The organism is Halorubellus litoreus, assembly GCF_037081675.1.
Lineage (GTDB): Archaea > Halobacteriota > Halobacteria > Halobacteriales > Natrialbaceae > Halorubellus > Halorubellus litoreus.
Genome location: NZ_JAZAQL010000001.1, coordinates 638580 through 660622 on the forward strand (window position 1 = coordinate 638580; position 22043 = coordinate 660622).

Here is a 22043-nt window from a genome sequence, read left to right on the forward strand (position 1 = left end):
GATAAGTACTACTGTGGTTCGAACCCGCGGCCGTGGACGGATGGACGGTCACTCGACCGACCGCTGACCGTCCGCAGGGCCGTCCGACAGGAACGCGTTCGAGACGTCGGCATCCGGCATCATGCAGCGGTCCTTCCGACCGAACCACTCGTAGCGGCGAGCAGCGACGAAGTCGTAGACGGCGTCGCTGACCGCGGACGGAACGAACCGAAGCGGCCACGCGTACCGATACGGTGCGTCCAGATTCGCCGCGACGCGCAGCGCCGCCTCTGACTTCGTGTACGCCGCACCGTCCTCGATGAGCACGAATGTCTCCCGCTGACCCGGGTCGAGGTCGTACTCCGAGAGCAACGCCTGCCCGACCGACGATTGGAGCGACGCGAACCTGAAGCGGCCGTCGGCGTCGCGCGGCAACACGAACTGCACGAACCGATTACACAGATTACAGACACCGTCGAACAGGACGACGGGATGGCCGGCAGCGATAGCCTCGCGCGCTTCCTTGACGTCCGTCACGATACCCGATCCTTCGGCGCGCGCGCCCTAATCCATTTCGGACCGAAGTGGGTTTTAAACAAGTCCGCAACTTTGATGAATTGACACGGGCTACGGGACATCGTGTCTCGACGTTTCGCCATCGAAGCCACCCAACTACGGAAGACGTTTGGCGACGAAGTCGCGGTCGACGGCGTCGACCTCCAGGTCCCGAGCGGCCACATATACGGCTTCCTCGGCCCGAACGGCGCCGGGAAGACCACGACGATGCGGATGCTGGTCGGTCTCACCACGCCGACCGCGGGAACGGCCTCGATAGCCGGCGCCGCCATCGAGGACCGCGACGCCGTACGCGCGAACGTCGGCTACCTCCCGGAGCGCCCGCCGCTGTACGACGAACTGACCGCGGTCGAGCAACTGACGTACTACGCCGACCTGCGCGGCGTCCCCGACGCCGAGGTCGACGACCGGGTCGAATCGTGGCTCGACCGGTTCGACCTCCTCGAGGACGCCGACAGACGCATCCAGGACTACTCCACGGGAATGCGCCAGAAGGTCGGACTCGTGCAGGCGCTCCTCCACGACCCACCCGTCCTGTTCCTCGACGAACCGACGAGCGGTCTCGACCCGAACGCCGCCCGGACCATGCGCGAAGTCCTCACCGAACTCGCCGACGGCGGCACGACCATCTTCCTCTCGACGCACATACTCCCCGTCGTGGAGGAACTCGCCGACACCGTAGGGGTGCTCGACGACGGGACGCTCGTCTCTGAAGCGACGCCTGGCGAGTTGACTAGCCGCGCGGAAGCCGGAACCGACTGGTCGCTCGAAGACGCGTTCATCGACATCACCACCGACCGCGAGGGCGAGGTCACCCCGTAATCACGGCCACCAATGAAGACATCTCTCTCAAAGAGCCTCCGAATCGCCGGCATCGAGTCCGTGCGGCAGTTACGGCAGTTGCGCGAACGCCCGGCCCTCGCTGCGATGAACGTCCTGCCAGTCCTCCTACTCATCCCGACCGTCGTCGGACAGGCGCCGATTCCCGTGTACGAGGACCTGATGACGTCCGATGCCGCGTACAGCCTCGGGGAGCGCCTCGCCGCCGGTGAGTCGACGGCCGTCCTCGAGACCATCCGGACCGTCTCCGTCGGGTTCTTCCTGTTCCTGGGGTACCTCGTCGCACTCCCTGAACTCACCGAGGGCGGCGTCGTCAACGAACTCGAGGGGCTCCTCGTCACGGTCGCCCCCGGCGAGATAGCGCTGGGAGAGATGGTCACGTACGTCGGGTTCACCATCAGGCTCGGCGGCGCTATCGTCGTCGCCGCCGCGCTCGCGTTCGGTGCCGGCGTCGGGTCGGCCGCGGCGGCGGCGTTCGTGCTCCTCGCCGGCGCCGCCGCCATCCTCACCGCCGTCGGAATCAGCTACCCGGCGATGCTCGGCGTCCAGCTCGCGTTCAGGCGCGTTCGGTGGCTGAGGGAGAACAAGGCACTGGTCGCCGGCCCCATCGTCGTCGTCGGGTTCCTCGCGACCAGAGTACTCGCCGACCCGCTCGCGGTCGTGCATGGCACGCCGCTGGCGTGGTACGCCGACCTCGCGCTCCTGGGTACGGCCGCGGAGACGTCTCTCGTCCAAGCCGGAGTGGTGCTCGCCGCCGGGCCGCTGGTCTTCGTCTGCGGTGCACTCGCCGCCGGGCGAGTTGGCGCGAGCCTCTGGTACGCCGACGACCGCTCGACGACGTCGACGGACGCGAGCTCGGACTCGCCCGGGTTCCTCCCGCGACTCGCACGGAAGGTGGCGACCAGGGAGGCGGCCGCCGTCGCCAGGGTGACCTGGTGGCGGGTCCGCCGTCGCCCGCGAGTGCTGCTGTTCGGCGGGCTCCTGCTGTCGCTCACCATCAGCGCGGGCGCCGCGGCCGTGAACGCGTACCCGACCATGCTCCCCTACGCCGTGGCGACGTACGGTGCGGCGACGTTCGGCGTCGGAACGACGCTCAACCCCCTCGGGAACGAGGGCCCGATGCTGCCGGCGACGCTCACGACGCCGGAAGGCGGCGCCACGCTACTGAACGGACACGCCCTGGCCGCGTCTATCCCCGGGACGATCGTCGTCGGCGTGGCGACGCTCGCCGCGGGCGTCACCACCACGCTCCCGCTGTCGTCGGTGCTCGCCGTGACAGTCCTCGGCGTCGTCCTCGGAGCGACCGGTCCGTTCATCTCCCTCGCCATCGGCGTTTCGTTCCCCCAGTTCGAGGGCATCTCGATACACAGCAGTCGCGGAATGTACCCGCCGCGCCTGCAGTCCGTCATGCTCTACCTCGTGGTCGTCCTTTGCCTCGGCGTCCCCGCGCTCGTCGGCGTGTACGGGCCCGAGACGGTAGCGACCGTCGTCCCCGTGCCGCCGGCGGCGGCAGCGATGCTCGGCGTGGCTGGCAGCGTCGTCGCGAGCGTCACGCTCGCGTCGGTCGCGTACCGGTTCGCGCTCGGGCGAGTCACCGGATTCGAACTCGCGTCCTGAGAGCGGCCGGCCGGCACGTTCGAGCGACGGCGGTGGCCGTCCGGTAATCGAACGACGGAGACGAAGAAGCGGGCGTCGCTCGAGGACGCTGTCGGCTTAGCTCTGTGCTTCGATGAGTTCGTCGACCGAGGCGCTGACGGTGGTCTCTTCGGTCTCCTCGAGGCTCGCCTCGGCGAGGGAGTCCCGGGAGAGGTTGGCGTCGCCGCCGGCGGCGACGGCCGTCCCGACCGCGAACCCGAACGCTGCGGCGGCGAAGACGCCGACACAGAGGTTCGAGTCGGTGTCGACGCGGATGGAGTCGCCGTCCGTCTCGGTGGGGATCATCTGGTTGGCGTCCTGCTCGCCCTCGTCGAGGGTCGGCGGCACGACGACCAGACGGTACTGGACGTCCGCCGCGTCGTCGACGTCCTGCTCGACAGAGAACGCGTCCTCGTCGAGTTCGCCGCCCTGGTAGGGGGCGACGGCGACGCCGAAGGAGTCATCGTCCACGGCGAGGTCGTCGACGACCGTCCGTTCGTGGTACGTGAGGTCGGCCGTAGCAGCGTCGTCGGCCGTCTGCGGGGCGTCCTCGGCGTCGGTGTACGCTTCGAGTTCGTCCTCCATCAGTTGACGGAAGGCGGCGCCGTCACCGGTCCGAACGGACCGGTCGAACTCCTCGATGACCTCGGAATCGGCACTCCCGTGGAGGAGGACGAGGCTACCCTCGATGGGCCCCATCGAGACGTCCTGGACGTCGTCGTCCGCCACGCGGATGACGGGCGGTGCGACGCGGCGGTGTCCGTTAGCAGTCACTTCACCTTGGTCGAAGCTGTCAAATTGCTCTGACATACAACCGAGAACATATTTACGGGATACGCTAATAAATTTATTGCAAGAAAAGTTATATGGACGGATAGTTTTCGAATTTTGAGAGCGGGCCGGTAGCAATAGAAAATCGATAGGTCCACCCCTGCTGGCAGATTCGTCGGATCGTCGATTCCGTCATCTCGACGCACGCATCGTTCTATAATTTAGATAAGAAAATATCTAGCTCGATTGGACAGACATATTTTATCCAGAGAATACTGACCCATGATAAACAATATCAAGAGTCGTTTGAATTCGTTCTCTTGGGTTGAGGCGTCCACACTCACCGGTCGGCCGAGACCGGGTCGCTCGCGAGGCCGACCCCGCGTCAACACCCCGCCGCCGCCGAAGATTTTTCAACAAGTGTAACCTTCAAAAAGATTTAAGGACCTGCTGCCGTTACTGATGGTTATGGGTCTGAAGGACCAACTCCCTGGCGGGCGCGTCCAGATAGTCGCCCTCTGGGTGCTCGCGGTCGTCTTCGTCGTACTGGCCATCGCGAACGTCCCCGTACTCGGGATCGACCCGGTCTCCCTGGCGGTCCTCGCCACCGTCTTCGCCGCCCTCACCACCACATACAACTGGAACGCCCAAGCGGCCTGACGACCTCGTCCTGCCGCAACGATGACGTGTAGCCGAACAATCACACCCAGGGACCGAACGGTCAGCAAGGTCGCAGGGTCGCGCCCCGGTCTCCACTCGACGGCATTCCCGGGCCGGCCGATACCATCGACCGGCTCGACGACGACCAGTCCTCACCTAACGCGACGCGCCAGTCGATTCCGGCAGGCGTGTTTTCCCATCTCCGATTACGTGAAACTTGCGCGCATATCAGTAAATTTAATGAGCCTATCAGCAAAACGCAATCTGAAACATGAGTCCACTGACTGTGCCGATAATCTTCGTCCTCCTCGCGTGGATAGCTGTAACCATCTTGAACTCGACGGAGCGCTCTCGCTCTCTCCTCCGCCGCATCGTCGGTGACTTCGCACCGATAATCCCCGGATGGAGCTTCTTCGCTCCGACCCCGGGCCAGGTCGACTACCACCTCTTCTACAGGGACAAACGGGTAGACGGCTCGAAGACGGCGTGGCAGCGCGTCCCGCGGTTCGGCATGGAACGCAAGTGGACTCACCTGTTCTGGAACACCGACATCTACCGTGACAAGGCCCTCTTCGACGTCGTCGAGCACTTCACGAGCACCGTCGCCGACGAACACGAACCCGTCGAAGCCGACGAGACGACCGACGGGTCGTCGGCCGTCGCCGACGAGGAGAACGCCCAACAGCTCGAACTAGAGCCCGTCGACCTCGGCGACAAGCAAGGCTCCATACTGTACATGTCGCTGCTCAACTGCGTCTCGCTCCAAGACCACTCCCGTATGAGCGACGCAACCCAGTTCGCCATCATGGCCAACTCGCGCGAGCAAACCCAGTACGAACCGATCTACATCTCGCAGTTCCACAAGCTCGAACAATGATAGACGGCATCATCGACACCAACCTCGCCTTCCGTGCCATGTCCGCGTTCGTCGCGCTCTGGGCGTGCCTGTCGGGACTCGAACAGCTCTCCAGCGCGGGCACCCTCGAGGACGACGGACTGCTCAGTTGGCGCGTCTTCAAGCTCTACTTCCAGAACAACACGGGGTCGAGGTTCGTGGAACCGTTCGTCGAACCGACCGGGTTCAAAGCCGTGCTCGTCACCCGCATCGTCTTCGGCGTCCTCCTGGCCGGCGCTGCCGCCCTGGACGCCCTGCATCCCGCGCTCTTCGGCGTGCTGTTCCTGACCGACGTCGTCATCCTCTACCGTATCCTCGTCGGTCTCAGCGGCGCCTACCACATGGTGATGGTGATGAATATCGGGCTGTTCCTGGGGACGCTGTTCCCCGAAGGGAGCGTCGTGCGGGTCGCGGCGATACTGTTCATGGCAGTCCAGGGAATCCTCGCGTACGCGATCGCGGGCTACCTCAAGCTCATCTCGTCCGACTGGCGGTCCGGTACCGGCCTCCAGGGCGTGTTCGCTACCTACACGTTCGGGGAGAATCGAGTGTACGACCTCCTCACGTCATACCCGAACGTCAGCCTGTTCGCTTCCTGGTCTGTCATCATCTTCGAGTGTCTCTACCCGCTGGTGCTCGTCGTCGACCCGTCGACGACGACACTGTTCTTCGGAACGGCTATCGTCTTCCATCTGATGAACGGGCTACTCATGGGGCTGAACGGGTTCATCCTCATCTTCCCGGCCTCGTACTTCCCGGTGTATCTGACGAACCTCTACGTCCACCAGTGGTTCCTGTAGCGGGGTCGCCGACCGTCGCGGCCGCTCGCACGCACACGACGGGCGTGCACGCCGAGGACGGCGTCGTGACCGTCGTTCGGTGAGGACCGAATCGCGTCAAAAAAGGCGTTGTCGGCTGGTCACGTCGACCACCTCGTCCGCGTTCAGCTCTGTGCGTCGATGAGTTCGTCGACCGAGGCGTCCGCGTCGACGTCTTCGGCGTTCGAGGCCTCGACCAGCCCTTCGGACATACTGTTGACGCGCGAGGTGACCGCGTACCCGGCACCTGCCGAGACGACGAACGCGCCGGCGGCCAGCAGCGTCCCACAGACCTCGGACTCGCCGGCGAGGCGGACGGAACTGCCGTCCGCGTACTCCGGGATGGTATCCATCGCGTCCTGCTCGCCCTCGTCGAGGGTCGGCGGCACGACGATGAGTCGGTATTCGACGTCGGCGTCGCTGTCGACGACGTCCTCCTCGATCTTGAACCCGGACTCGTCGAGGTCCCCGCCGTTGAAGCTGGTGACGGCGACGCCGCAGGTGTCGCCCGCAGCGAGGGTCAGGTCGTCGGTGACGGTACGTCCACAGTAGGACAGCTCCGCGGTCGCCTGCACGTCGTCGCCGTGGCTGTCGGCGTCGGCGGAGAGTTCGGACTCCAGCCAGCTCTGGAACGCCTCGACGTCGGTACCCGAGTCGAACAGGTCGATAGCGGGAGAGTCGGATTTCCCGTAGAGGACCACGAGACTGCCGTCGAGTCCCTCGATGGACGCGTCCGCGACGTCCTGCTGGGTGAGCTCGATAACTGGCGGTGCAACTCGGCGGGTCGAACCGTTGATAGCGGTCCCTTGCTCCAGGACCTCAGTATGCTTTTGCATACGTATTCACCAGCATTGTCATGTGGCTATATAAAATTAATTCATACTACAGTCAGAAACATCGAAGTCAATGGGTCCGCTCACCCAGTTGTCGGGACGCTATCCTGCGATAGTAACCGGAGAATCGAGATGTAAGCAGTTAGTATCGAACTATACGATACGAGAGATGCGCACGTTACAATTCTATTATATTGTACCCGTTCTGAGTTTTGGTTCCCGTTATCGAGGGGCGTGAGTTGTTCGGGTTTCGACCACACGGAAGCGGTCCGCGCCGACGGGACCAGCCGACGCAAGGGGCGTATCAGTTCGCGGCACAGACGACGACTGCCACGGGCGTCGGGCGGATGCTACGCCGCCCTCTGCCGTCAGTCGCGCTTCCGGAGACCGAGCGCCACGGCGGCGACCACCGCGAGCACCGCAACGAGCCCCGAGAACCCCGGCGATCCATCGCTCGCAGCGGTCGTCTTCGTCGTCCTCGTCGGCGCACTCGTCGAGGGCGTCTCCGTCGCCGTCGCGGTCGTGGGTGCGGCCGTCGTCGAAGACGTGGTCGTCGCCTCCGTAGTCGTAGGTACCGTGATGCCTTCCTCGGATTTGTAGGCGCCCTCCCCGGGACCGGCGGGCCCGTCACCGATGACCGTCGCGTTCTCCGACGTGACCATCATGAGGTTCCCCGACTCGTCGACCGCGAGCACGCGAACGTCGAGCCTATCACCCTCGCTGAACGAGGACGTGTCGGCAGTCACCTCGTACGTCTGCGGGCCGACCTTCGAGACCGCGTCCGGCGCGACCGACCCCTCCACGAACGCGCTCAGTAGCGCCTCGTAGTCGTCGTTCTCGAGCGCCCGCTGGACGACCTCCTTCGGTTCGTCACCGGAGACGGTCGCCACGTCGAACTTCCCGATGGCGCCCAACACGGTGACGTTGCTGTCCTCCTTGACTTTCAGGCGGACGGTGGCCTCACCGCGTGGAACGGTATTGTAGACGGTCAGGTTCTCGAGCCAGTACACGTCGAGACGCGGCGGCTGAGTGTCGGTCCCGGGCTCGTAAGTCCCGTGGTAGACCGACTGCGTCATCGTCGACCGGTTCTGGGACGGGTTCCGGCCGATAGTGTACAGCGTGACCGATTCGCCCTCGGCCACTGGAAGCGGTGCCTTCACGACCGCACCCGGACCCTGCGAGTCGAACACTCGCGCGCTATCGTTCCCGATGTCGACGACGAACGTGTTCGGCTCCGGCCCGAAGTCCCGGAGGACTTCGTGACTCAGGTCCTTCTTCTGGGCGGCCTTCGTCGTGAACCGGCCGTCCTGGAGCCGCCACTTGAGGAGCCGACCCGTCGTCGGGTGGACGTTGACCGTGACGATTCGAGAGCTATCGGCGCGAGGCACCTGCGGGTTCGCCCAGCCACCCCACTGGCGCTCCTCGCCGCCACCGTACGCGCCGAACCCGTAGGCGGCCGTCTGCGGCGTCACATGCACGGTCTGTCGGACGCGGTCACCGATTCGGAGCGGGATACCGAGGCTCCCGCCCTCTCGCCACGTCACCGTCTGCACGTAGGGAATGACGCTGTAGGAACTCCCACGGCCGTTCCGGTAGTACGTCACGTCGATCTCCGCCAGTCGACCGGGTTCGGCCGTGAACGTCTCCGGACCGTCGACGCCGACCGTCGCGTAGTGCAGGAGGTAGACGTCCGGTGCGTCGAAGTTCTCGGAGCTCCGACTCACCGACGACCGCGGGACGAGCGTCGCCGCGACGCTGGCGTTGAACTCGGGTGACTGACTGAACCGCACGCTCTGCTGGCGCGCGCGCACCGACCGGAGTTCGAACAGCGTCGACTTGCCGTCCCCGGCGAACCGGCGCTGGATCACGCCCTCCGAGTACAGCGCCATCTGGTTGCCGGCGGTCTCTTCGAGCGCGCCGGCGTCTATCTCGTACCGGACGGTGTCGCTCTCGTTCAGGACGACCGTCCCGTCGCCGTCGACGTCGACGGTCTTCGCCACCATCACCATCTCGCCCGTCCGCTCGTCGCTGCCGATGCTCCCGACGGTGACGTCGTTCCCGAACGTCCGGTACGTCATCGTCGAGTCGTTCAGCGACGTGAGTCGCGACCGCTCGTACTCGGGGACGTTCGAGGTGACCAGCAGCGGGTCGGACGCGACGTCCTGTGCGTCACCACCAGCGGTCTTGTTCACGCGGAGCGTGTGCGAGCGAGCGTACCCGAAGCTCGTCGACAGCGAGTCGCCGCGTTCCGGAGTGACGGTCAGGCGGCCGGCGTACACGCCGCCGTCGCTCCCGGTTTCGACCGTGAGGCGGACCGCCGCGCTGTCGCCGGCGGGAACGGTCACCGTCGAGCGATTGAGTTCGACCGCGCCGGCTCGGTCGTCGGCTATCTCGACCGCGGTGGCGTCGAGCGACACGGTGCGAGCGTCGTCACCGGTGTTCTCGATGGTGACGACGCGAGAGAGCGTCGTCCCGGACTCGCGAGCGCCGAAGCTGATAGTTCCCGGGGAGACGTAGAGGGTCGTGTTCGCGGCGTGACTCGCGTCGACGCTCCCGCCGCCATGCTCGTAGACGTTGCGTCCCTCGAGCGGGTCCGCGGTCGACACCAGGAGCGACTCGACGTCGCTCGGCTGGAGGTCGGCACGCTCCGAGAGCAGGGCCGCGGCGTGGCCGCCGACCAGGGCGGCGCTGACCGACGTCCCGGTCTTCGTGGTGTAGTCTGATTCGACTTCGTCGGCGCCGATTCGGTCATCGGACGCCGCGCCGCGGACGTAGAACCCAGGTGCGACAACGTCTGGCGCCAGGTGCGCCGAGGCGGTCGGGCCGCGCTCCGAGAACGCCGCGACGTCCCCCTGCGGGGTCGTAGTGCCGACCGTGAGTACGCCCGGGGCGGCGCCGATGCCGTGGGACGCCGACCAGAACTCTCGGACGCCACTGTCCGGCGAGGTCTTCGGGACCGGCTTCCCGCCGACTGGCGCAACGACGAGCGACCCGCGCTCGACCGCGGCGTCGACGGCTGGCTCGACGAGCGTCCGGACCTGGCGGCGGTCCGCGTCGACGTCGACGCCGACGTAGATGACGTCCGCGCCGTTCTTCGAGGCGAACTCGATGGCCGAGAGGACGTCGGATAGCTTGCCGCCGCCGGCCGTGTTCGCGACCTTCAAGTCCATGTACTTCGCGTCGCTGGCCACGCCGGCGTGACGGCCGTCGCTTGCGTCGCCGCTCCCGAGCATGACGCCGGCTACGTGCGTGCCGTGGCCGCTGACGTCGGTCGCCTCGCCCCCGGTCTCGGTGTAGTCCTTCTCGAGGACTTCCGCACCGTCGTCGAGGTCGGGGTGCGTCTCGTCGACGCCGGTGTCGATGACCGCGACGACGGGCTCGTCGCCCGCGGCCGCGGCGTCGCCGTCGTCGGTCGACTGCGTCGTCCGGGCGTCGCTCGCCGGTCCCGTGTCCAGCGAGACGTACTCGACGACCGGCGACGTTCGAAGGTTCCGGAACGCTTCGCCGTCGTCGGACGCCGGCACGGACGCGACGATGGCGTCGCTGTCCTCGAGGCGGTGGTGGAATCGAAGCCCCATCTGGGCGGCCCACGCGCGGTGCTGACCGCTGTCGAAGTCGGCGTCGAGGCTGACGACCACGCGCGTCGATTCCGCGTCGTCGTAGCCGTTCCGGAAGAGGTAGTCGACGTCGAACAGCGCGGGCGAGAACCGCTCGAGGTCGACGCCAGCCGGGAGCACGTAGGTGCCGTCGGCCGTCTCAACCCGCCGCAGGGCCGCGTCGTCGGTGGTTCGATACCCAGTCTCGCCGTTGGACTGGACGGCGGTGACGGTCTGGCCACTGAGGAGCGTGAGTTGCTCACCGTCGCCGGCCGGCGAGGCGTGTTCCGGGAGCGTCGACCGTTCAGCGGCCGGGAACGCGGCCCCGGCCGTCGACCCGTCGACGTCGTGGGTCGTGAGTGCGACTTCTGCCGGTCCGGTGGCGCCGTCGGTCGGACTGGCCACACCGACACCGACACCGACGGCGCTGAAGACTACGAGGAGCGTTACGATTCCCGCCGCAAACTGCGCTCGACGTCCAGGTGCCATTATCGATGACTCCGCCTTTTTGTCCTGCATTGATAAATATTTTGTATCTGTATAGAATACATTAGAATCTATCCTCGGGCTGCAGTATAGAAACGGATTCGACGGTCCCTACACCGAGGAACGAGCCGTTGTGGCGCTGTCTCCACCACCAGAACTGTATCGTCTGCCGACAGGTCCGTCGGCGTTTCAGGGAGCGTTCTCGAACGCGTCGTAGCCGGTGACGTCCACGCCGTCGTTCGTGATGGTCGCCACGTGGAGGCCGTTGCCGGACGCCGTGTCGCGCTCGACCGCCGACCGGACCGTCTCCACAGCGAGGTCCGTCGCCGCAGACATCGAGAGGCCCTCCTCGTACTGGTCCTCCAGGACGCCGTACGCGAGTTCCATCCCCGACCCCGTCGCGATGAAGTCGTCAGTGAGCAGCCCGCCAGCGCCGTCGACCGACGCCAGTCGCGGGCCGTCCTCGTCGATACCGGCGACGAGCGGGTGAATGCGGCGACCGCCGACCTCGCGAATCATCTTCGCGACGAACCGCTGGAGGGCCGCGATGTCCAGGGGGTCCCCGCGGCGGAGTTCGAAGTACTTCGTCTCCGCCTGCATGAGTTTCGTGAACGACTGCGCGTCGCCGACGGACCCGACGAGCGTCATCGCCGCCCGCGGATGCACCTGCAGAACCTTCTGGACGTTCTTGTTCGCGACGAACTCGCCGCCGAGCGACGCTCGCTTGTCCGTCGCCAGGACGACTCCGTCGGCGGCGCTGACCCCGATCGCGGTCGTCCCCGTCTTGACGGTGCGCGACGACTCGCTCGTCTCCGAGCGGTCGGAGCGAGAGAGCACGCCCCCGTCTCGCGAATCGAGGAGTCGTCGAACTCCGTGCCGGCTACGTTCCATAATCATGCAGACCGTTCGGGTATTGAAAAATTTGTCGATACATCAGATATCTGTCCGACGGCGCGACCCCACGCCGCCGGCGCGCCCGCGCCGAGCTGGCGAAGTCGCCCAATCGAGGACTGGCAACCGGGTCGACCACGTCGCATCCAGCGTCGGTCGTCCCGGAAGTAACGGAAGTAACCGATAGTTTTAGAGGGAGCCATTCGTTTTATTCGATACGATGTTCATCCGGGAAAATCGACCGTCGCCGCCGCGACCCGACAACGCACCCACGGAACCGGTGCCCGAGGACGCCCCCGAGGTGGCTGCGTCGGGATGACCGACCTCGCGATAGAGACCGACGGCCTCACGAAGCAGTTCGACGACGAACTCGCCGTCGAGGACCTCACCCTACAGGTACCCGAAGGGAGTATCTACGGATTCCTCGGCCCGAACGGCGCCGGGAAGACCACGACGATGCGACTCCTGACGTCCCTGACGGCACCCACGTCGGGGACCGCGACCGTCGCCGACGTCCCGGTCGCCGACCGACCCGCCCTCGCACCGAAGATAGGGTACCTGCCGACTGACCCCCCGGTGTTCGAGGAACTCACCGGCCGCGAGCAGTTGCACCACGTCGCCCGCCTCCACGGACTCGACGACGAGACGCGTACCGAACGCGTACGCGACCACCTCGAACGGTTCGACCTCCAGTCCGCGGCCGACCGTCGCGTCGCCTCCTACTCGACGGGCATGCGGAAGAAACTGGGTCTCATCGGGGCCGTCCTCCACGACCCCGACGTCGTGCTGTTCGACGAACCGACGAGCGGCCTGGACCCCCGTGCCGCGCGGACGGTTCGGGACACCGTCGCGGAGATGACGACTCGCGACGTCACCGTCTTCCTCTCGACGCACATCCTCGACGTCGTCGAGGAACTCGCCGACAGCGTGGGCGTCATCGACGACGGCGTGCTCGTCGCGGAAGGCTCCCCCGAAGAGCTGAAAGCCCGAAAAGAGGACGGCGCACACGGCGACCTCGAGGACGTGTTCCTGCAGGTAACCGGTGACGCGGACGAGCGGACCGCCCGGAGCGACCGCGAAGTGGCGACCGCCGGCTCCGAGGACGTGAGGTGACCCACCGTGAGTGACGCCTCGAAGGACGGGTCGGTCGGCGACCTCCAGCACCTCTCGCTCTCGCGGAGCCGCGAACTCGCCGTCACCGACGTCCGCCGGGAGTTCAGGCGCGTCACCGACCAGGACTTCCTCGTCCTGTTCGGACTGGTGGCGCTCGCCGGCCTCGTCACGGGCGCGTGGGTGACCTACGACGTCGGAACGTCAGTCGGCACCTCGTACGCGAACGGCGAGGGATCGTGGCTCTCGACGACCGGCCTCGTTTACGGCTGGAGCGCACTCTGGCTGGCGATGGCCGCCGTCGCGACGATAGAAGCCGTCGGGTCCAACGGCGATCTGGCGAACGACGGGTACTACCTCACCATCCGCCCCACCGTCGACCTGGTCGCCGCACGACTGCTGTCGACGGCGACGAAGTCGACGCTGTTCGTCGCCGTCCCCGTCGCCGGCACCACCGCCGGCATCTGCCTCGGCCTCGGCACGCCGCTCCCGGTCGTCGGGAGCGCGCTGGCGAGCGTCGCCATTCTCGCCTCCGCCATCCCCGCGGGCTACGCCCTGGGTCTCGCAGCGAAAGGCGCCATCCGACGGTCCCCGGTCCTATCGAGCCTGAAACCACTGCTCGCCCTCGTCGCCGCCGGCGGGTACGTCGTCCTCATCGTCACCGGGGAGATAACCGCCGTCGTCGACGAACTCGGACCGCTCCTGGAGGCCCCACCCCTCGGGTCGCTCAGTGACCTCGCGCTGCTCACGACGACCGGCGCGGACGCGTCCGTCACCGCTGCAGTGACCGCGCTCGTCGCCGCCAGCGCCGTCGGCGCCGTCGGCGCCGTCCTGGCGGTGCCCGCCGCCCGGTTCGCTTGGGAGGCGAGCGGGACTCCCGAAGACGACGACGAAACCACCGACGTCGAGACAGCAGCGTCCGAGGACCGCCTGGACGCCGCCTTCGCGACCGCCGGTTTCGCGCCCGAATCCCGAACGGTCGCAATCACGCGACTCCGACGCGTCTACCGCGAGCCGTTCCAGTTGCTCTTCGCTGTCGTCCCGCTGATTGCCGCGATACCGCTCGCCGCTCGCATCGTCCGCACCGGAGACGTCCCCTGGTACGCCGCCTGGTTCGTCGTCTGGTACGGGGCGTGGGCCGCGGGCGCCGTCCTCCCGCTGAACCCCATCGGCGACCTCGGACAGATGCTCCCGACCGTGCTGACCGCCCGCGCCGACGGCGCGAAGATAGTACGCGGGACCGTCCTCGCCGCCGCGGCACCGGTAGCGCCCGCGACCGCCGCCGTGGCTGCCGTCGTCGGCATCGCTGCAGGCCTCCCCGCTCACGAGGTGGTCGCCGTAGCAGGCGCTGGCGTGGGCGCGGTCGTCGCCGCCGCAGTCCTCGCAGCCGGTATCGGCGCCGTCTTCCCCCGGTTCGAGTCGCTGACTGTCTCCGACCACAGACGGATGGTCCCACCGAGCAAGGTCGCGTACGGCGTGTTCTCTATCGCGCTCACGCTCGCGGTAGCCGGCGTCGCCGTCGGCGTCAGCGAGCCGGCTCGGACCCTCGGGTCCGTGCTCGCCGGTCGGTATCTACCGTTCGGCGTCGACCCCAGCGCCGAGACGCTGGCGACCGTCGGATGGGTGCTCGCCGCGACGGTCGCAGTAGCGGTGCCGGTAGCGTACCGGTGGGCCGTCCACCGCATCGACGACTATCAGGTCGCGTGACATCCGGACGGCGACCGAGAAGCAATCGATAGGTCCGCGCACGCACCGTGACCGCCTCCAGTTCTATTCGAGTACCGCGTCGCGGTCGATGCGAGACCCGTCTGACGGCCCCGCCACCGGCGGCCGAATCACTCGAGAACCGTCTCGGGCGTCCTATCGCCGAGTTCCAGCGCGGCGAGGACGACGAACCCACCGACGAAGATGGTGTTCTTGAGGATGTACGCGGCGAACGAGTCGAACAGCCACGGGACCCCGAAGAGGAACGGGTCCTGGAAGTAGAAGTCTCTCGCGACGACGAGCGAAAGGAACGTGACGAACTGGTGACTGAGGAACAGCGGGATAGCCAGTCGAAGGCGTCTGAAGACGAACAGGAGACCCAACAGCGCCTCGTAGAGACCGATGCTGAGCATCGCGAGGCCGACGCTGACGCCAATCTCCGGCAGTCCGAGAGCGGTGACGAAGTGCGCGACCTCGCCTTTCACTGGCGTGGTCATCCCGGTGAGGAACGCCTGTATCTTCAGCATCCCGTAGTAGAAGAAGACGAACGCGTAGGTTGCGAACGCTATCTGAGTCCCGTAGGGGACGAAGATCCGGTCGACCACGTAGTCGGTTCCGTCGCTATACAACTCCACGGTGCGTGAAACCATTTCAATCACAGGTACCTGTAGATTAGATGCAAATCTTATAAATTTACTCACCCCTTTATTTATTTGATTACGATATCACAGTCGGTATAGCCTCAACCGCGCGAACGCGCCGACGCGACCCGCGGCAGCGCCGCCAGAGACGGCCCCAACGACGTCGACCCACCGTCACACCACTCGCGACACCCGTCCCCGCCTCCAGCTCGAACACCGCAATTGCCGATCGACGGGGCGCAACCACCTCGCTACACTCGTCGTCTTGCGTCGCGAGAAGCAGACCCGACGGGAGTCCCGCGAGCGAGCGGCACGCGGAGCGAGCGAAGCGAGTCCCGCGAATACGAACGGCGAAGCCGTGAGCAGGGAGCGAGTGGAACTACGTCGGGGTAGCGAGATGTTCCGCAGGAACATCGAACGGACCCGACGGGATTTGAACCCGAAGCCAGACGTGCTCGCTCACTCCGTTCGCTGCGCGTCTGGCAGGCATTCAATTCCCTCGTTTGTCGTTTCTGGCGACCCAGACTCCTCGCTGCGCTCGTCGTGTTGCGTCGCCAGAAACGGACCCGACGGGATTTGAACCCGCGACATCGTGGTCCGGAACCACGCACTCTGTCCACTGAGCTACGGGCCCTCGAATGTGCATTACCCACCTGGTGCTATAACGGTTGTGAAGCGGTGTGCGGTCTGGCTGTCGGATCGGTTGGTGGCAGGCGATAGACGAGTGGACCCGACGGGACTCCCATGAGCGAGCACTAGCGAGCGAAGGGGAGTATGTCAGAGTTTGCTCTGACAGGATTTGAACCACGGTCACTCCACTCGCTCCGCTCGTTTCGCTCCCTGATTCAAATCCCGCGACATCGTGGTCCGGAACCACGCACTCTGTCCACTGTGCTACGGGCCCTCGCTATTGGGTTTCGTGGTGGATTGTGGAACGGTTGCGTTCGTGGCGGGTGCTTCCAGTGGTGGTGCGTCTGTTATTGGTCGCCGCCGTCGGTGGTTGCGGTGGGGGTGTCGTCGATGACGGTGGATTTCCAGGTGCCGCGGGTGAAGTAGGCGGCGGCGGCGATGGCGCCGAGGATGTTCCCCATGGCCATCCCGATCCAGATGCCTTCGGGGCCCATGTCGAGCGCTTGGATGACGAGTGGGCCGAGGCTGATGTCGAGGAGTGGGATGGTGAGTGGGCCGAGGGTGATGACGCCGAGGGCGAGGTAGGCGACGGTGGGGACGCGGCCGAGCCAGAGCGCGACGATACTGAAGCCCATCGCCGTTTTGGTGTCGCCGGCGCCGCGGAACGCGCCGAGGAGGACTTGGAGGACGCCGATGAACGCGAATTCGACGCTCCTGATGCGGAGGTAGTTGGAGCCGAGAGCGACGGTTTCGGCGGCTTTGTCGGTGCCGGTGGCCATGAAGACGCCGACGATGGGTTCGGGGAAGACGGCGGCGACGATGGCGGCGACGACCATGACGCCGGCGCTTGCTTTGGCGGCGATCCAGACGGCGCGTTCGGCGCGGTCGGCTTGGTCGGCGCCGAGGTTCTGGCCGACCATGGTGTTCGTCGCTCTGCCGAGGCCCATGGCGGGGAGGAAGATGACGGAGACGAGGCGGTTCCCGAGGCCGTACGCGGCGACGACGGCGGGCGCGAACGTGACGACCATCGCGGTGAGGGTGAGCATCGCGGCGGCGCTCGCGGATTGTTCGAGCGCGCTGGGGACGCCGATGCGGACGATCTCGGTGACGTGCTCGAGTTCGAGGCGGAGGTCGCTGATTGCGACGTCGGGGCCCTTGTGCGTGAAGAAGAGGATGTAGATGCCGAGGACGCTGGCGGCGCCCCGGGAGATGATGGTGGCGAGGGCGGCGCCGCGGATGCCGAGCTGGGGGATGGCGGCGGCTTGCCAGCCGAAGATGAGGATGGGGTCGAGGACGACGTTGAGGGCGACGGAGAGGAACATGACGCGCATCGGCGTCTGGGTGTCGCCGTACCCGCGCATGAGTGCGGAGAACACGAAGAACCCGAAGAGGAACGGGAGGCCGAGGAAGAACACCTCCATGTAGGCGGCGGCGAGCGGGATGACCTGGGCGGTGGTGTCGGCTTGGCTGGGGAGGAGCGCGAGGAGGTCGCCCGTGAAGAGGTAGCCGAGTGCGGAGAGTGCGAGCGCCAGCAGCGTGACGAACCCGAGCGTCTGGCCGGCGACGGTGCCGGCGGAGCCTTCGCTGTCGGCGCCCGTGTACTGGGCGACGAGGATGGCGCCGGCGGCGGTGAATCCGCCGGCGACGCTGATGAGGAGGAAGATGATGGGGAACCCGATGCTCATCGCGCCGACGGCGTCGGCGCTGAACCGCCCGAGCCAGAACGTGTCGGCGACGTTGTACGCGACCTGGAGGAGCTGGATGGTGACGATGGGCCACGCCAACCGGATCATCGGTCGGACGAGCCCGCCCTCCGTGATGGTGTCGTCGCTGGAGGAGCTCACTACGTTTCGAAACGAAAGTGGAACGCTTGAACCTGTTGATACGACCGTGCGGCGACGAAAGGAACGGTCGAGCAGAAGGCATTAGGGCACCGACGACGCACCGCGACCTATGTCAGCTTTCGGAGCGTATCGGGTCGGTGGCGAGGCCGGCGCCCTTGCGGGGTACCTCCTGTTGAGCGTCGTGTCGTACCTGTTCCCGTTCGCCGCGCCGTTCACCGCAGTGGTCCTCTGGTATCGCGCCAGGACGTGGGACGGGTCGGCGAACGGACGGAAGCTCCTGCTAGTGCTCGCCGTCGCGATGACCGCGCTCGCGGCACTCGTCGTGACCGGACTGCCCGTCGACGCCGAGTTCACCGAAGTGACGGGACTGTAGCGGCCCTCGACGGAGAGCCCAACAGAGAGCGGAGAGTGATCGGCGAGAAGAATCGGGAGCGGCGAGTGCGTCCGTCGCGTGCGTCAGGGCGTTTCGTTCGTTTCGAGCGTGAAGGAGTCGCGCGGGTAGGCGACGCAGGTGAGGACGTAGCCGTCCTCGAGTTCGGGGTCGTCGAGCATCTCCTGGTTGTCGTGCTCGACGAAGTCCCGCGAGTCGCCGCCGTCGATGTGGCCGGCGCAGGAGACGCACTGGCCCTGTCGGCAGGCGTAGGGAAGGTCCCAGCCCTCGTCCTCGCCGGCCTCCAGGAGCGTCTCGTTGTTCGCGACCTCGATGGTCTCGCCTTCCTTCGTGTACTCGATGTCGAAGTACTCGATCTCGTCCTCGGGGATGTCGCCGGGACTCGAGGTGTCCTCTTCGGCCTCGCCTTCTGCGAGTTCCCCGCCGGCTTCGCCGCCGCCACCGATGGCGGCGACGCCGCCACCGCCGATGGAGCGGTTCATCGGCTCCGGGAAGTCCGTCTCGGGCACGGTCTCGGCGCGGTGTTCGAGGACCTCCTGGGAGATGTCCTCGTTCGCGGTCCAGCCGGTCCCGCGAGCGTAGTGCAGGACGACGGCGATGACCGTGAGGGCCACCCCGATTCCGAGGCCCACAGTGCTGACTGCCATGTGTAGGCGGATTAGAAGACCTGGTTTAATTCACTTGTGATTGTTCTCGCCGTCGTGGACCGACCCTCGGGTGGTTCGGTGCGTCCAGGGACTCTGGCGGAGCGGCGCGAGCGAGCATCGATGGCGAACTGTGCGAGTGACTTGGACGGGAGGTTCAAGGCGTCGTGGTGGCTAGCGCTCTGGTAGTGACCGACCTCGCCATCGACGCGGACGGCCTCGGGAAGCGCTACGGGGAGACGGTTGCGGTCAGGGACGTCTCGCTTTCGGTGGCGCGCGGGACCGTCTACGGGTTCCTGGGGCCGAACGGCGCGGGGAAGACGACGACGATGCGGATGTTGACGACGTTGACGACGCCGACGTCGGGGTCGGCGACGGTTGCGGGCGAGCCAGTCACGGACCGCGCGGCGGTGACCGAGCACCTCGGGTATCTGCCGGAGGAACCGCCGGTGTACGACGAGTTGACGGGGCGCGAGCAGTTGTCGTACGTCGCCGGGTTGCGTGACCTGCCCGAGGACGTCGCCGGCGAGCGCGTGGACGCGCTCCTTTCGCGCTTCGACCTGGCGGACGCGGCGGACCGGCGCGTCGGCGGGTACTCGACGGGGATGCGCCAGAAGCTCGGCGTCATCCAGTCGGTGCTGCACGAGCCCGAGGTGGTGTTCTTCGACGAGCCGACGAGCGGCCTGGACCCGCGGGCGGCGCGGACGATGCGGGAGACCATCGCGGACCTGGCGGCGCAGGACATGACGGTGTTCCTGTCGACGCACGTGCTGTCGGTCGTCGACGAGCTCGCGGACGAGGTGGGCGTGCTCTTCGACGGCGAGCTCGTCGCGGAGGGCTCTCCGGACTCGTTGAAGTCGCGTGCGGCGGGCGGCGAGCGGACGCTGGAGTCGGCGTTCATGGACGTGACGACGCCGGACGACGCTTCGACGGTCGATGCTCCGGGAGGGCGCGACGGTGCCTGAGCGACGGCGAGGGTGGCTGCGGGACGCGGCGGCGATCGCTCGCGTGGACCTGCGGTGTACGCTGCGACGGTTGCGGGCGCATCCGCGGACGGTGGTGGCGCGCACGCTCGTGCTCGGCGTCGCCTGGGTGGGGTTCTTCGGTGGAGATGGCGTGCTCGCGCCGGATGGGACACCGTCGGTCGCGGGGACGCGGTTGGCTGCGATGGGGCTGTGGGCGTTCGTCGCGGCGACGGTCGCGATGAGTGCGCCGCGGTCGCTCGACGACGTCGACGCGGGCACCGAACTCGTCCTGAGTGCGGGGCTGCGGGCGACGGTCGTCGGGGTGCTCGCGGTGACAGCGGTGGAGTCGGCGTTCGTGTTCCTCGCGTTCGTCGGATTAGGCGTGCTGCGCGTCGCGGTGACGGCGAGCGCGCCCGTGCTGGCGACCGTTCTCGGAGTGGCGACGGTGCTCGTCGGCGTCGGGACCGCGGTCGTCGCCGGGTTCGCGGCCGGTCTCGCGGCGCACCCGCTCGCGCGGCGGACGCCCGGGTTCGCGAGGTATCCGCGAGCGATATTCGTACCCGTTCTCCTGCTCGTCGTGCTCGCGCTCCTGCGCCCGGACGTCCTCGGACCGGCGGCGCGGGCGCTCCCGCCGGCGTTCCTCGCGGACGCGTTCCTCCTCGCGTTCGGCGACGGCGACCCGCTCCTGGCGGCGGTGGCGCTCGTCGGCGGCGTCGCCTCGATACCGCTGCTCGCGTGGAGTGGGTTGCGTGCGGCGCGGAACGTCTGGTTCGACGGCGACGACACCGGCGGCACCGGGACCACGCGCGGCGGTCGCGTCGTCGTCGCGGTCGTCGACCTCGCGCGACCCGTGACGCGTCGGCCGACGCGCGCCGTGGCGACGCGAGCGTGGCTCCGGATGCTCCGGAACCCCCGGACGCTCTTCCAGCTCGTCGTCCCCGCGTTCATGCTCGCCGCCGTCCTGATACAGGACCCGCCCGGTATCGCGGGCGCGCTCCCCGTGCTCGTCGCCGGGTTCGCGGGCGTCAGTGCGGGGTTGACGCTCACGCTGAACCCGCTCGCGCTCGAGGGGGAGGCGCTCCCGGCGCTCCTGACGACGCCCGTCGCCGGCGCGAGCGTCGCTCGCGGCTACGCGTTCGCCGGCGTGCTCGCCGCCCTCCCGACGCTCCTCGTCCTCGTGCCGCCGCTCGCGTACGTGACCGGGCTCGGCGCGACCGCGACGGCCCTGACGGTCACGTGGGGCGTCCTCGTCGCCGCGTTCGGCGCCGTCCTCTCCACCGCGGTCGGGTTCCTCATCCCGTCCTCGGGCGCGGCCGCAGCGGGCGACACCGAGGCACCGACGCAGGCCGCCGTCCTCGTCTACACCCCGATCGCGTTCCTCGCCGCAGCGTTCGGGATGGGCGGCCTCGTCGCGCTCGACTCCGGGGTCGGGCGTGCGCTCCTCGCCGCCGACGTCCTCCTCCTCGCGACGCTCGGCTGGTTCGCGTACCGCCACGTCGCGAAGCGATACGCCGCGCTCACGATTGACGGCTGAATCGGCGCAACAGGACGGACCCCCGCTCAGAACTCGACGCGCGAGCGGATGTGCATCTCGTCATCGGTCGCTTCGAGGTGCGCGACGTCGTTTATCTCCATCTCCCACGCGAACTCGCGTTCGCCGAGGTACTCGACGACGTCCCCGAGCTGGTCGCGTTCGAGGCTGTAGTACGCGAGCGTGACGTGCGGGAACCACCGGTCGGGATGGTAGTAGTCGTCGGCGTGCTCGGCGAACTCCGTGAGGCGATTCCACAGCGAGTCGTGGAGCCCGGCGAGTGCTGGCGACCGCGCGATCGGGAGGTAGACGACGGGCGCGGCGGTGAACACGCCGACCCCGCCCGTGTGGACGGTGAAGGGCTCGGTGTCGGCGGCGACGGAGTGCAGCCGTGATTCGACGGTCGCGGGGTCGTAGCGTTCCGCGACGTGATAGGAGATGTGCGGCGGCGGGAGTTCGCCCGCCGGGTTCAGGTCGAACTCGTCGGCGAGGTCCTCCCAGACGTCGAGGACGCGCTGGTGGTGCTCGTCGGGGAGTGTCGAGATGACGGCTGAGTGCATGTCGGTCATCGGTTGGATGGCGTCGTCGACGTCGACCGCACCG

At 67.1% G+C, this 22043-nt stretch carries 19 protein-coding genes and 1 tRNA gene; 10 read left to right on the forward strand and 10 right to left on the reverse strand.

The window, feature by feature from the left end; all coding sequences use genetic code 11:
* Positions 1-48 precede the first annotated feature (48 nt).
* Positions 49-516 carry a thiol-disulfide oxidoreductase DCC family protein gene (locus VYJ16_RS03230; RefSeq protein ID WP_336348874.1) on the reverse strand — a complete coding sequence of 156 codons (468 nt, stop codon included), beginning with the start codon at positions 514-516 and terminating at the stop codon, positions 49-51.
* Positions 517-615: 99 nt separating this feature from the next.
* On the opposite strand from VYJ16_RS03230, the gene VYJ16_RS03235 reads away from it, so the two are divergent.
* The gene (locus VYJ16_RS03235; RefSeq protein ID WP_379761999.1) at positions 616-1377 is read left to right on the forward strand and encodes an ABC transporter ATP-binding protein; all 762 of its coding nucleotides are present in this window, start codon (positions 616-618) and stop codon (positions 1375-1377) included.
* Between the two features lie 12 nt (positions 1378-1389).
* Positions 1390-3012, forward strand: coding sequence for a hypothetical protein (locus tag VYJ16_RS03240; RefSeq protein WP_336348876.1), 1623 nt, complete (start codon positions 1390-1392; stop codon positions 3010-3012).
* A gap of 96 nt (positions 3013-3108) precedes the next feature.
* Here the strand turns inward: VYJ16_RS03240 and VYJ16_RS03245 are convergent, their stop codons facing one another.
* A complete protein-coding gene (locus VYJ16_RS03245; protein ID WP_336348877.1) occupies positions 3109-3840 on the reverse strand; it encodes a hypothetical protein in 732 nt (243 codons plus the stop codon).
* Between the two features lie 429 nt (positions 3841-4269).
* Here VYJ16_RS03245 and VYJ16_RS03250 point away from each other — a divergent pair, with 429 nt between their 5' ends.
* From VYJ16_RS03250 to VYJ16_RS03260, 3 genes are all read left to right on the forward strand, one after another.
* The gene (locus VYJ16_RS03250) at positions 4270-4461 is read left to right on the forward strand and encodes a hypothetical protein (protein ID WP_336348878.1); all 192 of its coding nucleotides are present in this window, start codon (positions 4270-4272) and stop codon (positions 4459-4461) included.
* A gap of 271 nt (positions 4462-4732) precedes the next feature.
* Positions 4733-5338: a hypothetical protein gene (locus VYJ16_RS03255; protein ID WP_336348879.1), complete on the forward strand. Its 606-nt coding sequence runs from the start codon at positions 4733-4735 to the stop codon at positions 5336-5338.
* The gene (locus tag VYJ16_RS03260) at positions 5335-6156 is read left to right on the forward strand and encodes a hypothetical protein (RefSeq protein WP_336348880.1); all 822 of its coding nucleotides are present in this window, start codon (positions 5335-5337) and stop codon (positions 6154-6156) included. The genes VYJ16_RS03255 and VYJ16_RS03260 overlap by 4 nt, the downstream gene beginning before the upstream one ends.
* Positions 6157-6299: 143 nt before the next feature.
* On the opposite strand, the gene VYJ16_RS03265 is transcribed toward VYJ16_RS03260, so the two are convergent.
* The 3 genes from VYJ16_RS03265 to VYJ16_RS03275 form a co-directional block, all read right to left on the reverse strand.
* On the reverse strand, positions 6300-7010 hold the full coding sequence (locus VYJ16_RS03265; RefSeq protein ID WP_336348881.1) for a hypothetical protein: 711 nt from the start codon (positions 7008-7010) through the stop codon (positions 6300-6302).
* 365 nt (positions 7011-7375) lie between these two features.
* Positions 7376-11008 carry a S8 family serine peptidase gene (locus VYJ16_RS03270; RefSeq protein WP_336348882.1) on the reverse strand — a complete coding sequence of 1211 codons (3633 nt, stop codon included), beginning with the start codon at positions 11006-11008 and terminating at the stop codon, positions 7376-7378.
* A 270-nt stretch (positions 11009-11278) separates the two neighbouring features.
* Positions 11279-11980, reverse strand: coding sequence for an Ntn hydrolase family protein (locus VYJ16_RS03275; RefSeq protein ID WP_336348883.1), 702 nt, complete (start codon positions 11978-11980; stop codon positions 11279-11281).
* A gap of 315 nt (positions 11981-12295) precedes the next feature.
* Between VYJ16_RS03275 and VYJ16_RS03280 the strand changes: the two genes are divergently transcribed.
* Together VYJ16_RS03280 and VYJ16_RS03285 are read left to right on the forward strand one after the other, a co-directional pair.
* Entirely contained in the window at positions 12296-13093 is a 798-nt protein-coding gene (locus tag VYJ16_RS03280) for an ABC transporter ATP-binding protein (RefSeq protein WP_336348884.1), read from the forward strand.
* 6 nt (positions 13094-13099) lie between these two features.
* A complete protein-coding gene (locus tag VYJ16_RS03285) occupies positions 13100-14797 on the forward strand; it encodes a hypothetical protein (RefSeq protein WP_336348885.1) in 1698 nt (565 codons plus the stop codon).
* A gap of 128 nt (positions 14798-14925) precedes the next feature.
* On the opposite strand, the gene VYJ16_RS03290 is transcribed toward VYJ16_RS03285, so the two are convergent.
* From VYJ16_RS03290 to VYJ16_RS03300, 3 genes are all read right to left on the reverse strand, one after another.
* The gene (locus VYJ16_RS03290; RefSeq protein WP_336348886.1) at positions 14926-15444 is read right to left on the reverse strand and encodes a hypothetical protein; all 519 of its coding nucleotides are present in this window, start codon (positions 15442-15444) and stop codon (positions 14926-14928) included.
* A 552-nt stretch (positions 15445-15996) separates the two neighbouring features.
* A tRNA-Arg gene (locus VYJ16_RS03295) sits at positions 15997-16069 on the reverse strand.
* A 343-nt stretch (positions 16070-16412) separates the two neighbouring features.
* Positions 16413-17858, reverse strand: coding sequence for an MATE family efflux transporter (locus tag VYJ16_RS03300; protein ID WP_379762001.1), 1446 nt, complete (start codon positions 17856-17858; stop codon positions 16413-16415).
* Positions 17859-18018: 160 nt separating this feature from the next.
* Here VYJ16_RS03300 and VYJ16_RS03305 point away from each other — a divergent pair, with 160 nt between their 5' ends.
* A complete protein-coding gene (locus tag VYJ16_RS03305; protein WP_336348888.1) occupies positions 18019-18282 on the forward strand; it encodes a hypothetical protein in 264 nt (87 codons plus the stop codon).
* A gap of 83 nt (positions 18283-18365) precedes the next feature.
* Here VYJ16_RS03305 and VYJ16_RS03310 read toward each other — a convergent pair whose 3' ends face one another.
* Positions 18366-18947, reverse strand: a complete 582-nt coding sequence (locus tag VYJ16_RS03310) for a 2Fe-2S iron-sulfur cluster-binding protein (protein WP_336348889.1) — start codon at positions 18945-18947, stop codon at positions 18366-18368.
* Positions 18948-19132: 185 nt separating this feature from the next.
* On the opposite strand from VYJ16_RS03310, the gene VYJ16_RS03315 reads away from it, so the two are divergent.
* Positions 19133-19909: an ABC transporter ATP-binding protein gene (locus VYJ16_RS03315; RefSeq protein WP_336348890.1), complete on the forward strand. Its 777-nt coding sequence runs from the start codon at positions 19133-19135 to the stop codon at positions 19907-19909.
* Positions 19902-21443 carry a hypothetical protein gene (locus VYJ16_RS03320; RefSeq protein ID WP_336348891.1) on the forward strand — a complete coding sequence of 514 codons (1542 nt, stop codon included), beginning with the start codon at positions 19902-19904 and terminating at the stop codon, positions 21441-21443. Before VYJ16_RS03315 ends, VYJ16_RS03320 begins: the two co-directional genes overlap by 8 nt.
* 26 nt (positions 21444-21469) lie before the next feature.
* Here the strand turns inward: VYJ16_RS03320 and VYJ16_RS03325 are convergent.
* The coding region (locus VYJ16_RS03325; protein WP_336348892.1) for a 2'-5' RNA ligase family protein at positions 21470-22043 on the reverse strand (574 nt) is incomplete at its 5' end.